The sequence below is a fragment of the Betaproteobacteria bacterium genome (assembly GCA_016720925.1).
Lineage (GTDB): Bacteria > Pseudomonadota > Gammaproteobacteria > Burkholderiales > Usitatibacteraceae > UKL13-2.
This window is the reverse complement of sequence record JADKJR010000003.1, coordinates 173,214-187,874: the sequence shown is the minus strand read 5'-3', so window position 1 is coordinate 187,874 and position 14,661 is coordinate 173,214. Positions and strand designations below refer to the sequence as shown.

The 14,661-nt window shown below is 59.3% G+C and carries 14 protein-coding genes; 5 read left to right on the top strand and 9 right to left on the bottom strand.

Translation table 11 applies throughout. The annotated features are described in order from the left end of the window. Positions 1 to 8: 8 nt before the first annotated feature. Positions 9 to 941, top strand: a complete 933-nt coding sequence (locus tag IPP88_04985; protein MBL0122095.1) for an isoaspartyl peptidase/L-asparaginase — start codon at positions 9 to 11, stop codon at positions 939 to 941. Positions 942 to 979: 38 nt separating this feature from the next. Then, complete coding sequence (locus IPP88_04980; GenBank protein MBL0122094.1) at positions 980 to 1,576, top strand: GNAT family N-acetyltransferase; 597 nt, start codon at positions 980 to 982, stop codon at positions 1,574 to 1,576. Here IPP88_04980 and IPP88_04975 read toward each other — a convergent pair. Next, positions 1,525 to 2,487 carry a DMT family transporter gene (locus tag IPP88_04975; GenBank protein ID MBL0122093.1) on the bottom strand — a complete coding sequence of 321 codons (963 nt, stop codon included), beginning with the start codon at positions 2,485 to 2,487 and terminating at the stop codon, positions 1,525 to 1,527. The two genes, IPP88_04980 and IPP88_04975, sit on opposite strands and share 52 nt — an antisense overlap. Before the next feature lie 84 nt (positions 2,488 to 2,571). On the opposite strand from IPP88_04975, the gene nudB reads away from it, so the two are divergent. The 3 genes from nudB to clsB are packed head-to-tail and all read left to right on the top strand — an operon-like array spanning position 2,572 to position 4,986. Then, a complete protein-coding gene (nudB, locus tag IPP88_04970) occupies positions 2,572 to 3,033 on the top strand; it encodes a dihydroneopterin triphosphate diphosphatase (GenBank protein MBL0122092.1) in 462 nt (153 codons plus the stop codon). A 7-nt stretch (positions 3,034 to 3,040) separates the two neighbouring features. Then, positions 3,041 to 3,832, top strand: coding sequence for an endonuclease/exonuclease/phosphatase family protein (locus tag IPP88_04965; protein MBL0122091.1), 792 nt, complete (start codon positions 3,041 to 3,043; stop codon positions 3,830 to 3,832). Then, complete coding sequence (gene clsB / locus IPP88_04960) at positions 3,829 to 4,986, top strand: cardiolipin synthase ClsB (protein ID MBL0122090.1); 1,158 nt, start codon at positions 3,829 to 3,831, stop codon at positions 4,984 to 4,986. The genes IPP88_04965 and clsB overlap by 4 nt, the downstream gene beginning before the upstream one ends. 14 nt (positions 4,987 to 5,000) lie before the next feature. On the opposite strand, the gene IPP88_04955 is transcribed toward clsB, so the two are convergent. The 8 genes from IPP88_04955 to ubiB all read right to left on the bottom strand — a co-directional run bounded on the left by IPP88_04955 (position 5,001) and on the right by ubiB (position 14,566). After that, positions 5,001 to 5,783: a response regulator transcription factor gene (locus tag IPP88_04955; protein MBL0122089.1), complete on the bottom strand. Its 783-nt coding sequence runs from the start codon at positions 5,781 to 5,783 to the stop codon at positions 5,001 to 5,003. A gap of 73 nt (positions 5,784 to 5,856) precedes the next feature. Next, entirely contained in the window at positions 5,857 to 8,136 is a 2,280-nt protein-coding gene (locus tag IPP88_04950; GenBank protein ID MBL0122088.1) for a histidine kinase, read from the bottom strand. A gap of 352 nt (positions 8,137 to 8,488) precedes the next feature. Further along, positions 8,489 to 9,277 carry a response regulator transcription factor gene (locus IPP88_04945; protein ID MBL0122087.1) on the bottom strand — a complete coding sequence of 263 codons (789 nt, stop codon included), beginning with the start codon at positions 9,275 to 9,277 and terminating at the stop codon, positions 8,489 to 8,491. A 1-nt stretch (position 9,278) separates the two neighbouring features. Next, positions 9,279 to 10,349, bottom strand: coding sequence for a histidine kinase (locus tag IPP88_04940; GenBank protein MBL0122086.1), 1,071 nt, complete (start codon positions 10,347 to 10,349; stop codon positions 9,279 to 9,281). Positions 10,350 to 10,518: 169 nt separating this feature from the next. After that, positions 10,519 to 10,809 carry a hypothetical protein gene (locus IPP88_04935; GenBank protein MBL0122085.1) on the bottom strand — a complete coding sequence of 97 codons (291 nt, stop codon included), beginning with the start codon at positions 10,807 to 10,809 and terminating at the stop codon, positions 10,519 to 10,521. Between the two features lie 177 nt (positions 10,810 to 10,986). Continuing rightward, entirely contained in the window at positions 10,987 to 11,220 is a 234-nt protein-coding gene (locus IPP88_04930) for a hypothetical protein (protein ID MBL0122084.1), read from the bottom strand. 233 nt (positions 11,221 to 11,453) lie between these two features. Next, a complete protein-coding gene (locus IPP88_04925; protein MBL0122083.1) occupies positions 11,454 to 12,935 on the bottom strand; it encodes a sodium:solute symporter family protein in 1,482 nt (493 codons plus the stop codon). An 80-nt stretch (positions 12,936 to 13,015) separates the two neighbouring features. Then, positions 13,016 to 14,566 (bottom strand): ubiquinone biosynthesis regulatory protein kinase UbiB, encoded by a 1,551-nt coding sequence (gene ubiB / locus IPP88_04920; protein MBL0122082.1) that lies wholly within the window; start codon positions 14,564 to 14,566, stop codon positions 13,016 to 13,018. Between the last annotated feature and the right edge of the window lie 95 nt (positions 14,567 to 14,661).

The window sequence follows — 14,661 nt, the reverse complement described above, 5'->3', positions numbered from 1 at the left end:
AGCACCAAATGACCATTGCCTTGATCGTCCACGGCGGCGCGGGGAGCTGGCGGCCCGGCTCGGATGACGACGCCATCAACGGCACAACGATTGCGGTCGCGGCGGGCCGCAAAATTCTTGAAGCGGGCGGCAGCGCGCTCGATGCGGCCTGTGCCGCCGCTGTGGTGCTGGAAGACAATCCCATCTTCAATGCGGGCACCGGTGCGGTACTCAACTTCGATGGCTTCGTTGAAATGGATGCGTGTGTGATGTTGTCCGACGCGTCACAGATCGGCGCGGTGTCGGCCATCCAGCGGGTGAAGAATCCGATTCTCGTCGCGCGGCAGGTGATGGAGCAGACCGACCACGTGATGCTCGCGGGCGACGGTGCCCAGCGTTTCGCGCGCGTGATGGGGCACGCGGACCATGACCCAATCACCCCCGCGCGCAAGGCCGACTGGCAGGACAAGAGAGCGAAGCTGGAAGTGGCGGTCGGCAAGGGTGGGAAGGGAGCGATGAAGATTCGCGATTTCCTGATGCGCCATCCCGAATATGCCGGCGGCACGATTGGCGCGGTGGCGCTGGATTCACGCGGCATCCTGTGCGCATGTACCTCGACCGGCGGCGTGACCATGAAGCTCGTCGGGCGCGTCGGCGACACGCCATTACCAGGATGCGGGACGTATGCGTCGAAGCTCGCGGCATCGTCGGCAACCGGCACGGGTGAATACGTGATTCGCGCGCTGGCCTGCCGGCAGATTTCCGATAACGTCGAGAAAGGCATGGGCCTCAAGGCGGCGATCGACGCCGTACTCGATGGCCTCGGCCGGGATTTCGATGCGGATGTCGGCTTTATCGGCATTGATGCAAACGGCAATGCCATCGGTGCACACCGGACACCACACATGCCGCACGCGTGGTTCTCCGGGTCGTCGGAGATTGTCGCGAGAATGAGGGCGTAGTGTGACGGCCACATTTACGTCGAGTCCACGCGTGCCTGATGCCTTCCAATAAGGATTTTCGTCGAAATATGACTGCACTCAATCTCATCCCGCAAACCCGCCAGACCCTGCTCGAAACGGAGCGCCTGATCCTGCGTCGCTATAACCGCGACGATCTTGACCGCCTCGATCGGCTGAACAGTAACGTGGAAGTGATGCGTTACATCGGCGATGGCTCGCTGCGCACGCGCGAGCAGACCTTGGCGTCGATCATTCGCACGCAACGGGTCTATGAATTGTTTCCCGGGCTGGGGTTCTGGATTGCGGAGGAAAAGCCCAAGCGCAAATTTGTCGGCGTGTTCGCGCTGATCTACATTCCCAAGACAGTGGAAGTAGAGGTGGGTTATCGACTCGCCAAATCCGCATGGGGCCGTGGGCTCGCGACCGAAGGCGCAAGTGCTCTCGTCCGATACGGCATACTTGAATTGGGACTTGATCGCGTGGTCGGGCTCACGCACCCGGATAACGCGGCGTCGCAAAACGTGTTGATGAAATCCGGGCTCGAGCGACGGGGTATGGGACACTATTACGACAGGGACCTTTGTTACTTTGTCGCGGACGGTTCGCGATTCTCACTCCAACCGAAGGCTACGTAAGCGCCCGAGGCCAGAAACACACCGACCGTAATCACGGCGATTCCCAGCACATCGCTGTTGCCGGGGATTTCTCCCAGCAACGGAATGGCCGCCAGCATAGCCAGCACCGGCACCAGTGACGCGAAGCTTGCCGCCAGGGAGGCACCGAGGATGCTTACCGCGCGTGTAAAGGCGACCAGCGACACAATCGACACGACAATGCCCTGGAAGAGCGTCTGGCCGATGATGGCCGACCACGGCGTCGGGCCAAGTTGATGTGGCAAGAACAGCAGGTAGATTGGCACGTACACTACCATCCAACCCACCGAGACGATGGCGGCAGCATGGATCGCATCGAGGCCCGCGCGGCCGGCGTGTCGCATGGCGACGGTAAAGATTGCCCAGGTCACGGAAGCGCCGATAAACAACAAGTGGCCTCGCCAGTGGCCGGTTTCAAAGTGGAACAAGCCGGCGCCGAGAATGGTAACAATGCCGATCGGAATCAACGCCAGACCGATACGGCGCACGCCGGAGATATGCTCCTTGAGGAAAATCAGCGCGAGCAATGCCGTCCATAGTGGCAACGTGCCGGGAATAAGCGCGCCAGCCTGCGCGGCAGGTGCGTACTGCAGCCCGCTTGAGGAAAGCAGTACGTAAGGCACACCTGCGCCACACACGACCAGCAGCCAGTTGACGATACCCATGCGCTCAATGGCGAACCCTCTGCGCCACACAATCGGCAACATCACCAGGCCCGCGCAGGTGAAACGCAGCGCGACCAGATCGTAAGGCGACATTTTCGAGACGACCGAGGTCACGCCGACACGCGTATAGAGAATCCAGCCGACCCAGATGGAGATCGCGGAGAGGCCCCACAGGGCGCCGCGAATGTAATCCGCGCGGGATACGTGATGCGATGCAGGAGTTGACACAGAAATGAGGACGCTTAAAGCAACATTTTATCAGCCGAAGTTATCCACGCCCGATACAATGAAAGCATCCGCCGCGAGCATGCCATGCAAAAGCCCTACAAGATTCCCCGTTCCACCCTGATCGTGATTTACACCGCCAAGCTGGAAGTGCTGCTGATCGAACGCGCGGATCATCGCGGCTACTGGCAATCCGTCACCGGCAGTCAGGATGAGGGCGAGACACTCGAGCAGACGGCGATGCGCGAATTGCAGGAAGAGACCGGCATTGATGCAACGCCATATTCCCTGGAAAACTGGCAAAAACAGAACGTGTACGAAATTTTCGCGATCTGGCGTCACCGCTATGCACCGGACGTGACGCACAACACCGAGAACGTATTCGGCTTGCGGTTGTCAGATCGAGTGCCGGTGACGTTGAGCGCGCACGAACACTTACAGCATGTCTGGCTGCCTTATGACAAAGCCGCGCCGCTGTGCTTTTCCTATACCAATCGCGACGCGATACTGGAAATTCCGCGCCGTTTGGCAATGAAACCGACCACGTAAGATCATCGTGACCAAACGCATCACCTTAGCTACCTACAACATTCACAAGGGCCTGTCCCCGCTCAACCGCAAACTGGTCATCCATGAAGTGCGCGATAAACTGCACGCGCTCAAAGCAGATATCCTGTTGCTGCAGGAAGTCCAGGGTGCGCACGCTGGTAACAAGGCGCGCTTTGTCGACTGGCCCGATCTGCCGCAGCATGAGCATCTGGCCGAAGGCCGCTATCGCGACATCGTCTACGGCCTAAACGCCAGCCACCTTCATGGCGACCATGGCAACGCCATTCTGTCGGCATTTCCGGTCATCAACTGGACCAATCAGGACGTCTCGCATCATCGCTACGAGAGTCGCGGGCACCTCATGGCGCGCATCGACATTCCCGGCTGGGCGACACCGCTCACCTGCGTGTGCGTGCATCTGGGGCTATTTCAACGCAGCCGGGCCATGCAAATCGAACGGCTGGCGGAATTCCTGCGCGCAAGCAGCGGGCGCGATTCACCGCTGATCGTTGCGGGCGATTTCAACGACTGGCGCGCGAAGAAGAGCGGCGTCAGCGATAGCCTGTTCCGCGAGCTGGGGCTGGAAGAAGCCTTCGAGCTCACCCACGGAAAACCCGCACGTACGTTTCCGGCGTTCATGCCGATGCTGACGCTGGATCGCATTTATGTGCGTGGACTGGTGGTGCATCAAGCACAGCGCCTGCAAGGCATGGTTGATGGCAACAAATGGCGGGGAATGTCCGACCATGCCGGCCTGTCGGTCACGCTTAGCCGGAAGTTGCCTGCGAACAAGCCGTGAATATCACTGCCGGCAATCAGATCACGCTCCTCAAAAACGGCACGGAATTCTTTCCGGCCCTGATTGCCGCTATCGATGCCGCGGCCGTCGATATCTGCATCGAGACTTACATTTTTCGCGATGACGCATCCGGCACCAGCATCGCCAAGGCGCTGGCGCGCGCAGTCGTGCGCGGGGTCGCGGTTAAGGTTTTGATCGACGGCGTCGGCTCGAAGAGCACGCCACCGGTTTTCTTTGACGCGATGCGCGACGCCGGTATCAGCCTGATGGTATTTCGCCCCGACCATCGCCTGTTCCACTTCCGCAAGACGCGATTGCACCGCAATCATCGAAAAATTGCGCTCGTCGATGGCAAGGTTGGTTTTGTCGGCGGCCTCAATCTCATCGACGACATGACCGATTCGCTATCGGAACATCCGCGGCTCGATTACGCGGTGAAAATAGAAGGCCCGCTGCTCACGAATATTTATAAATCCGTCCACCAGCTTTGGCAGTGGGTGGCGCTGCAACATTTTCGCCGTAAGCTCGCCGTCGAACCCGCCTTGCCGATGGAACCGGCCCCCGCCGGGAATCACCGCGCACTGTTCGTGGTGCGCGACAACTTTCGTCATCGCCATGCCATCGAGGCGCTCTACCGGCAGGCAATCACCCGCGCGCAATCCAGTGTACTGATCGTCTGCGCGTATTTCCTGCCGGGAAGGCGCCTGCGCCGGCGGCTGATCGAAGCGGCCGAACGAGGTGTCCAGGTAACGCTTCTGCTGCAAGGACGCGCGGATCATCCGCTGTTGCAGATGGCGACACGCGCACTCTATGCACAACTGCTCGGCGCCAACATCACCATTTGCGAATATCAAAAGAGCATGTTGCACGCCAAGGTCGCCGTGATTGACGACGCCTGGGCCACCGTAGGCTCCAGCAACCTGGACCCTTTCAGCCTGTTCCTAAATCGTGAAGCCAACGTGGCGGTGTTTGATGGTGACTTTGCCCGGCAGTTGCGCGAATCGGTGATGGCGGAACTCGATGCGGGCGCCATTACCTGCAAGGTTGAAGACTGGCACAAGCGCTCACTCTCGGCACGCGCGCAGTCATGGTTTGCGTATGGTCTGGCGCGCTGGGTGGCGGGGCTGATTGGTGTTTCCAAACGCTGGGAGTAGCCTCTCCCGCCGCGTCACATCTGCTTGAACAGATGCGAGAACGGCCGGCTGACGGTGAGATTTTCCTTGCGTCCCCGGACCTTCACCGTCGCCTGCCCGCGAAAATCGCGCGACACCGCTTCAATGGCGGCGGCATTGACGATGGTGGATCGATGGATCTGCCAGAACTTGTCGGCATCGATTCCGTCGAGGATTTCCTTGATCGGTGTCTTGATCAGGGCGTCGAATTCCTTGGTGGCGACCAGGGTGTATTTTTCGTCCGACTGGAAGAACAGCACATCCTCGATCGGGATCAAACGCAGATTGGAGCCGATGTTGGCCTTGATCCACTTGAGTTTTTCCGCTTGCGGATTCAATTTGGCGGACAGATGCGCGACCAGCGCTTCGAGATTCTGGGGTTCACCCGCTGACAGCGAACCACCGAGCCGCTCCTGCAGGCGGGTAATTGCCGTCTGTAAACGTTCGTCACTATAGGGTTTCAGCACGTAGTCGATCGCGCCGGTATCGAAGGCTTCCACGGCATATTGATCAAAGGCGGTGACGAATACGACGTGGCATTTGATCTCGCGATTGGCGGCGAGACTTTTCGCCACTTCCACGCCGGTCATTTCCGGCATCTGGATATCGAGGAACGCAAGGCGGGGCTTCAACTCTGCGATCGCCTCAAGTGCGGCTTCGCCATCACCGACGTCGGCAAGAATTTTCAACTCCGGCCACAGCTTGGTGAGCTTGGCCTTGAGCTGGGCGCGGAGGATGGGTTCGTCTTCAGCGATGATCGCAGTGATTTCGGTCGTCATGATTTAGTGCCTGTGGTTTTCAGCGGCCCGCTCGACGCCTATTGTCGCGCATCCCGAGCCATCACGGCGAGCCTTACAAATCATCCGTGATGTTCTTCTTTTTGTCGCGCTTCCGCCACCAGAACCAATACACGGCGAGGCCAATCAGGATGAAAGGCGCGAGCGCGGGGATGGAGGAAATGAGCACGATGAGCGGGATGATGACGATCAATCCGGCAAACAGTAGCCCCAGGCCATACAGCACGCCCACCACGATCACCAATACCAGTGCCACGGCGCCAAAACCGACCAGCAGGCCAACGGTGCCCAGCGCCATGCCTTCCAGCCCTGCCAGGTGAAGGTCACCCATGTGTATCGGCAACATACCGGTATAGAGGCCGGCAAGCGCCAGACCAAATACCACGGCCAGCGCAATCATCAACGTGATAAAGGTGACCGACATCACCTTCGCCCACACCCCATGCGTGGCCGCCACGGCATGGCGCGTGCGGCCCCACCATCCCTTGGGCGCGGGCTTCATCACACTGGCTGGCGCAGCGCCTGCGGAGTAGGCACCGTTCGCGCCGGCATTGCCGGTTTCGACAGGCACTTCGATGGAGGCAATCACGCCCTTCGGGTCATTCGATTCCAGCGTCAGCTTTCCAGCATCGCCATAAATCGCAATCAACCGCTCGCGAATGTTCGACAGCCCCACGCCACCGCCCGCCTGCGTCGGTGCATCGGTTAGCCCGCGACCGGTATCTTTCACCATCACGCGAATCCGGTCGCCGGCGGCCATAAACACGCGCTGCACGACTACGTCAATGCGCCCGCCTTCGCGCTGCGGTTCCAGTCCATGCTTGATGGCGTTCTCGACCAGCGAGGGCAGCATCATCGGCGGAAAGTTGATGCCGGCGAAATCGGCCGGGCAATCGATATCGAACGCCAGCCGATCACCCATGCGCATCTTGAGAATATTCAAATACGCCCGCACCAATTCGATTTCCTGGCCAACAGTCGACGTGTTCTCGCGCATCTTCGGCAGGGACGAGCGCAGGTACTGGATCAGGTGACCCGTCATCTGGTTCGCCGCGGCGGGATCCACCTCGGTCAGCGCCTGCACATTCGCCAGGGTGTTGTAGAGAAAATGCGGTTCCACCTGCGCCTGCAGGGTCTGCAGGCGTGCCTCGGTGATCTGGCGGTTGACGTTACTGACGTCGGCTTCCTGTTTCTTCTGCTCGGCAAAGGCGGTCGCACGGCGCGAGCGGTCAATGAAATATTTCGCCACCAGCAACATGATGAAGATCGGAATGAAGGTCAGCACGAGCGCCGATCCCACGCCGATGCGGTAAACATCGCCCGCAACTTTTGCATGGATATCATCGCGCAGTTCCGCCGACAGCGGCGGCAGGGGTGGCACGGCCGGCGTGGGCGGAATGTTGATCGCCACCTTGCCATCGTCGCCAATGTCGATATTGCCCTTGATGCGCGCGCCGCCGATATGGCCATCGAAATTCACGCCACCGTCGCTGCCCGGTTTGGCGGGCGTTGCGGGCGCTGTGGGCGTTGTGGGCGCACCAGGCGCTTTCAGCGCAGGCGGAACCTTGCTGGCGCCAGATGCCACGGACGCCGGCGGGGCGGGCGGCAAGGGGATCGTGATCTGCTTGTGCACCCCGTTTTCGTCGACGCTCGTCGTCACGCCGGGTTTCGCCGAACCGTCGTCGGTTTTGATGTCGATGGTCAGGCCGCCACCCGAATTTACACCGATCGACATGCTGCGGTTCCTGCTGTCGTCAACCTTCTTGACGGCATCTTTCATCGCCTGCTCTTTTTCTTTCGCGGCCTTAATCATGTCGTCGAAGGCCTTGAGTGCCGCGGTGGTGTCGGCGCCGGAGGATTTCAGTTTCTCCGTGGCATCGCGCTTGGCTTCTTCCACGGCCTCGCGCGCGTCGCGAGCGGCTTCAAGCGCCGATTCCGCCGCATCTTTTGCGGCGTCGAGTGCGGCATTCCGGGCATCACGGATGACTTCCGTCGCCGCATTCGTCGCTTCGCGCTGGGCGCTCAGGATTTCCTTGCGCGCCTGGGCGATTTCGGAAAGCGCGTGCGCCAGCTCCTGTTGCCGCGCCGGATCGCTCGAACGATCCTTGATGGCGCCGACGATGCCTTCGGCGACATTCAGCGCGCTGTCGCCCACGGCGCGATCGATCTCGCGCTTGATGGCGCGCCGCTCTTCCGGCGTGGCGCCACTGTCCGACAGGCGCATGACGTGAACCGGCGTGGAAAACAGCACCAGCAGCAGCAGGGTCGAAAACCCCAGCAGGATCATGGCCCACCAGGGAGTGCGGTGTATGAAGTTTCCGAAGGCTTTGAACATGTTGACTCGATTTTTATCAGTTTACGCGAGGGTCCGCGCGGGATGTGCGCGCTTCACCGCATGAATACAGCATAGGGACACGAGACGGTGCATTCAACGCGCGACAGGCGGATTGCAGAAATGACGGGATGGATTGCAGGCAACCGCGCTGGAAACCGGGTGCGCGGAGGGGCGCCGGGCGCTCAAGAGCGTAAACTGGTATGTGTTTTGCAAAACTCTAGCGCTGGCGCGGGTTGTGGCCATTTTTTGCCTGAAACGCCGCGCCAGTGCTTGTGTTTACGCATTTCGCGAACAGGCCCTATCGCTCTTTCTTGCGGCCGACTACGCCAACCTGCCTCTCAGCGCTCCGTGCCTACATCTGCTTGAAAAGATGCGTGAAATTGCGGCTGACCGTGAGCGTCTCGCTGCGGCCCTTGAGCCTGAGATCGGCCTGATCGCGCTCTCCTCGCACCACGCCGGCAATGGCACGGGTGTTCACCACCGTGGCGCGGTGAATCTGCCAGAACTGTTTCGGATCGAGCTCCGCGAGCAGTTCCTTGATGGGCTTCCGGATCAACACTTCCGAATCCTCCAGCACGACGCGCGTGTATTTTTCATCGGACTGGAAATACAGCACGTCATCGACCGGGATCAACCGCACGGTCTGGCCGACGCTGGCTTTGATCCATCGCAAATATGGCTCCGGGGGTAAACCCATCCGATGGGTGAGCTCTCGCAGTACGCTCGCCAGGTCCGGTTGACTGGTTTTTGCATTGGCTGAATTTTCTTTTGACTCAAGGCGCTCCTTGAGACGCGTCACGGTCTCGGTCAATCGTGCTTCGTTGAAGGGTTTCAGCACGTAGTCGATCGCGCCGCGCTCAAACGCTTCGACCGCGTATTCGTCGTAGGCCGTCACAAAAACGATGTGCGCCCGCTTGCTGCGGCCCCGCCCGATCAGGCGCGCCGCTTCAAGTCCGGTCATGACCGGCATGTGGATATCGAGAAACACCACGTCAGGCTCGTGCGCTTCGAACAGCGCAAGCGCCTCGGCGCCATTCACGGCCTCGGCGACCAACTCTAATTCCGGCCAGAGTTTGCCCAGTCGCGACCTGAGCTGTTCGCGCAACAGTGGTTCGTCATCGGCTATTAATGCAGTCACCACTTCAAGTACCGCCCGTATCCGGCTTAATTTCAATCCGCGCCACCACGCCGCGCGGTGTATTTTCTTCCAGCGTCAATTTGGCATTCTTTCCATAAAGCGCCTTCAGCCGCTCGCGGATATTTCGCAGTCCAATGCCCATGCCGACTGAATGCGATAGTCCCTGGCCGGTATCGGCCACGCTGACATCGAGCATTCCGGTGCCGGCAGATTGCGCCTGCACACGAATTTCACCGCCCTGTTGCAAGGGATCGATACCATGCTTGATGGCGTTTTCGACCAGCGTCAGCAACATCATGGGCGGGAACGGCGCGGCGCGCAATTCAACGGGTACATCGACTGACAACTGGAGACGCGGTCCCATGCGTATTTGCTGGATTTCCAGGTATGCCTTCGCCATGTCGGCCTCGCGGCCCAGCGTGGTGCCGCCTTCGCGCATCTCCGGCAAGGCGGCGCGCAAATACGTGATAAGGCTTTCCAGGGTCCGGGAGGCAAGTGGCGGATTGGATTCCACCAGGTGTTGCACGTTGGCGAGGGTATTGAACAGGAAATGCGGTTCGATCTGCGCTTGCATCAGCTTGAGGCGGGCCTCGAGTACCTGCTTTTCCAGTTCATGCCGTTCCGCATCGGCCTTGGCAACTTCCGCTGCCGCGCGCGCCGCCTGTTCGCGGTAGACCAGCAAGGTTGCCGCCAGCACACCGATGGCGACACCGGCGCCGGCAAAGATCACCATGCCCCAGAAGATTGCTTCGTTCGTCACCATCTCGCTCAGCGAGCGTCCGATGACGAGTCCCGAGGTGATGGTGCCGATGACCGCGCCCACCACCAGCGCGACGAATTGCGCCTGCACCAGTTTTACCCATTTTGGCTGAATGTACGCGTGCGCCACACCGATGACGATATAAGTGGTCAGCATCACCACGGCAACGATGAACAATCGCAGCCAGAGATACCAGAAGGCGACGTTGTAGGAAAAATAAGGCTTGATGATCGCCGTGGCGACCGTCGTCAACACCATGGCCAGCAGAATGCGCTGCCAGGTGAAATTGCGAAGAAATGTCAGAACCTTGTCCATACGCAAAGCTTATCGCGTCGCGTCGGCGGATGGGAACAACCTGCGATGGAGCGCGGAAAATCGGGGCCGGGCCGCGCCAGGGACCGGGAAATTCGTGGTGGACTACTTGGAAACTACACGTCTTGAAGTCAAGGATTGAGTCACCGTTTTCACGGATGCGCTTTTCGTATTACGGCATCGGCACGCGGTGGCTGGCTTTCCAGCGACCCTGGACGCCAGGTCGGCCGGTATTGTGTTGAAGGAACGCCAGATTTCCTGCCGTGGAAATCGCGGCAATCTTCGCCGTGACCCGCAAAGGGACGTCACCGGATGCCGCCGGTGTGCGGTCGGCTACCGAGGATTTCGCTGGTTCGCGTTGCCATGCCGCTTTCATCGCGTCGCCCAGGCGCGTCAGTATGGAACTCTGCGGCCCGCAGGAAGGGCGCGTTGATAAGTTTTGAAAAATGCGAACAGTGCTCATGATGGAAACCTGCAATCTTGTTAGGAGTGGAACAAATGATGACGGTAAGTTGTGAAAAACTGGTGACAGCCGAATGACTTTCTTCAGATTCGAAAAAAATACCCGGTCGCCTTGCAGCGACCGGGCAAACAGTCGAGGGGACGTCGACTAGGGAAATGCCACGAAAAATGGTGCGGATCAGGCCGTCGTCTGGATGCGGGGCGCGGTCACAATAATGGCCGCTTCACGGTACAGGACGGGTTGCATCGCGGTCGGCGTGGATACCGATTGCACGAGTTGGCCGGCTGAATTCATCACGGCTTGCGTGTCCTGGTTTTCCAGGACCGCGCTGAGGATTCCCATCCCAAGGCCGGTGGCGATCAGGGTGGTCATCAGGAAATTGTCTTTGCTGGTTTTCATTGCGTTGTTCATTTGTGCACTCCTTTTTTGTCTGGCGGCCAATACATGTCGTATTGGATTGACGCCAGATTAAAGTTCCCCGCCCGGTTGCTCAAACGGAAAGCGACGAAACGCAAAAAATGCCGTACGAGACGTTAAAAAGCGCGCGCAAATGCGCGAGGGTTGAATGCGGCAATGGAAAACGGCGCGGGTTTGGCTAAGCCGCGCCGTTTTCGTTGAGAGCGGTAAGAACCCGCTCTCCCTGATCAGGCGCGATGAGTGGCGCTGGGCGTCGAGTGATGCCGCTGATGTTCCGCCGCAGGATGGGCATGATGTTCATGCGGTTTGGTGATCAGCGAGCCGACCACCATGCCCACCGCTGCCATGATGATGCCGGCCAATTGCGCGGGAAACGCCTCGCCGAGTTGCTTGAACACGAGAAACACCAGCCACGTAAAAATGCCAAACACGATGGACGCGATCGCACCCTGGCGCGTCGCGCGTTTCCAGTACAGGCCGCAAACCAGGGGAATGAACGCGCCGACCAGTGTGACTTGATAGGCGCCAGACACCATTTCGTAAATCTGCGTGCCTTTCATCGCGATGGCATAACCCAGCACGCAGCAGGTGAAGAAAAACAGGGTCACGCGAAAGGCATACAGCTCCTGCTTGTCGGTCAGGCCCGGACGCAGGTGCTTGTAAATGTTCTCGACAAAACTCGTCGACGGCGCCAGCAATGTGGCGGACGCACAGGACTTGATGGCCGATAGCAGCGCGCCGAAGAAAACAACCTTTGCCCAGAAGGGCATCTGCGTGAGGATCAGGGTCGGCAGGATTTTTTGCGGGTCATTGGCGAGAAATTCCTTGGTCTCGGCAGGCATGATCAATACGGCGCAGGCAACGATGAACATGGGCACGAATGCAAATGCGAGATAGGCGAGCCCGCCAATCACCGCGCCGCGCGACGCGGTCTTGGCGTCCCGCGCTGACATCACGCGCTGGAACACGTCCTGCTGCGGGATGGAGCCCAGCATCATGGTGATGGCGGCCGCGAAGAAAAATACCACGTCCTTGAAATTCGCCGCCGGCATCATCCGGAACCAGTCGTTTGACTGTGCCAGCGCCAGCACCTTGTCGGCGCCACCGGCCATGCCGCTCGAAATATAGGCGATGTACGACAGTCCAATGATCAGCACGATCATCTGGATAAAGTCGGTCCACGCTACTGCCAGCATGCCGCCGAAGATCACGTAGATCAGCACCGACAGCGTGCCGATGACCATCCCGGCTTCGGTGCTGATCGCGCCGTCGGAGACGACATTGAAGACCAGCCCCAGCGCCGTGATCTGCGCGGCGACCCAGCCCAGGTACGACAGGATGATCGCCACCGAACAGAATATCTCGACGCCCTTGCCATAACGCTTGCGGTAAAAGTCGCCAATGGTCAGCAGGTTCATTCGATACAGCTTGGCGGCGAAGAACAGGCCGACGAAGACCAGGCACATCGACGCGCCGAACGGATCCTCGACCACGCTGTTCAGTCCACCGGTAACAAACTTGGCGCTGATGCCCAATACGGTTTCCGCGCCAAACCAGGTGGCAAACGTGGTGGTGATAATCATTGCCAGCGGCAGGCTGCGTCCCGCCACGGCAAAATCGGCGGAAGTCTTGATTCGCGTACCGGCATAAACGCCGATCGCCAGGGTGCCCAGCAGATACAAGACGACAAGCGCGAGCAGGGCGTTCATTCAGAAATCCTCATTGGCCGGATGGGAAAAACCTCAGTGCCCAAAATTCTAGCAAATCAACAGCGTGCTGCCGCAGTCTTTCAGTAAACCCCGAACAGCAGATACACGTACATGCCCGCCACCATGGTGATCATGATCAGCAGTGCCAGCAGCACGTTGGACTGGAATCGTTGCGTGCGATTCAGGCGATTGACGGCTGCTTCAATGTCTTTCAGGCGCGCCGAAGGATCATTTTCCAGCGCCCGATGGATCAGGCGCGGCAATTGCGGCAACATGCCGGTCCATTGCGGACCCTCTTTCTTCAATTGCTTGACCAGGCCGCGCCAGCCCAGTTGTTCTGACATCCATTTTTCCAGAATCGGCTGCGCGACCGGCCGAAGATCGAGTTCCGGGTAAAGCTGCCGCCCCAAGCCCTCAATCTGCAATAGCGTTTTTTGCAGCAACACCAATTGCGGCTGGATTTCCATCTTGAATCGGCGCGAGACATCGAACAAACGCAACAGCACCGCACCAAAATAGATTTCGTTCAGCGGCTTGTCGAAAATTGGCTCACATACAGCTCGGATCGCGCCCTCGAATTCATCGACGCGCGTATCCTTCGGCACCCAGCCGGCCTCGATGTGCGCCACCGCGACGGCCTTGTAATCGCGGCTGAAGAAAGCAGCGAAATTACGCGCGAGATAATCCTTGTCCGCGTCGGAGAGCGTGCCCATGATGCCAAAATCCACGCCGGAATAAACGCCGTTCTTCAGCACGAAGATATTGCCGGGGTGCATGTCGGCGTGAAAGAAGCCGTCGCGGAACACCTGTGTAAAGAAAATCTTGACGCCGTCGGCCGCCAGCCGTGCCGCATCGATGTTGTGCGCCTTCAACTGTTCCAGGTCGTTGACCGGAATGAAGTCCATGCGCTCCAGCACCAGCACTTCGCGATGGGTGTAATCGAAATACACCTCGGGAACATATAGCAGGCGGCCGTCGGCAAAATTGCGTTTGAGTGCCGACGCATTGGCGGCCTCGCGCACCATGTCGAGTTCGTCATGGATGGTTTTGTCAAACTCGTCCACCACTTCACGCGGCCTGAGACGCTTGCCATCCTCAAACACGACTTCAACCAGGTCCGCCAATACATACAGCAGCGCCACGTCGCGGGCGATGGTTTCGCCAATACCCGGACGCACGATCTTGACGGCGACTTCGCGGCCGGCCAATTTACCGCGCCCGATGGTCGCGAAGTGCACCTGCGCGACCGACGCACTCGCCACCGGTGTCAGGTCAAACTCGCTGAACACGTCGTGATAACCGGTACTGGTGCTGTCGCCGTAGAGGCGGTTCAGGATCGCCGTCACTTCTTCCCTGGAAAACGGCGGGACGTTATCCTGTAGTGCCGTCAGTTCCTGGGTGATATCCGTCGGCACCAGATCGGGTCGCGTCGACAGCAACTGTCCGAACTTGACAAAAATCGGCCCGAGCTCTTCGAGCCCCTTGCGCAAGCGCACGCCGCGCGCTTCAGTGAATCCGCGCCAAAAAAATACGCCTCCGATCAGCGAACGGACGAATCCCTTCGGCAGGAATTCATCGAGACCGTAACGTACGACGACGGAGAGGATTTTGAGGAGGCGAAAGAAGCGCATGAAGGGGTGAATTCTACCTTGGCGCGTGCCTTCACCGCCACACTCGCGTGCATGATTCGCCCGGAAAATCGCCCTGCGGTTGATGGCGATCAACC

What these genes read in the sequence shown, in the direction of transcription:
- IPP88_04985 (MBL0122095.1), top strand. Translation starts at nt 9, where the DNA reads ATGACCATTGCCTTGATCGTCCACGGCGGCGCGGGGAGCTGGCGGCCC.
- IPP88_04980 (MBL0122094.1), top strand. Translation starts at nt 980, where the DNA reads ATGCCTTCCAATAAGGATTTTCGTCGAAATATGACTGCACTCAATCTC.
- nudB (MBL0122092.1), top strand. Translation starts at nt 2,572, where the DNA reads ATGCAAAAGCCCTACAAGATTCCCCGTTCCACCCTGATCGTGATTTAC.
- IPP88_04955 (MBL0122089.1), bottom strand. Translation starts at nt 5,783, where the DNA reads ATGACGACCGAAATCACTGCGATCATCGCTGAAGACGAACCCATCCTC.
- IPP88_04950 (MBL0122088.1), bottom strand. Translation starts at nt 8,136, where the DNA reads ATGTTCAAAGCCTTCGGAAACTTCATACACCGCACTCCCTGGTGGGCC.
- IPP88_04940 (MBL0122086.1), bottom strand. Translation starts at nt 10,349, where the DNA reads ATGGACAAGGTTCTGACATTTCTTCGCAATTTCACCTGGCAGCGCATT.
- IPP88_04935 (MBL0122085.1), bottom strand. Translation starts at nt 10,809, where the DNA reads ATGAGCACTGTTCGCATTTTTCAAAACTTATCAACGCGCCCTTCCTGC.
- IPP88_04930 (MBL0122084.1), bottom strand. Translation starts at nt 11,220, where the DNA reads ATGAACAACGCAATGAAAACCAGCAAAGACAATTTCCTGATGACCACC.
- IPP88_04925 (MBL0122083.1), bottom strand. Translation starts at nt 12,935, where the DNA reads ATGAACGCCCTGCTCGCGCTTGTCGTCTTGTATCTGCTGGGCACCCTG.
- ubiB (MBL0122082.1), bottom strand. Translation starts at nt 14,566, where the DNA reads ATGCGCTTCTTTCGCCTCCTCAAAATCCTCTCCGTCGTCGTACGTTAC.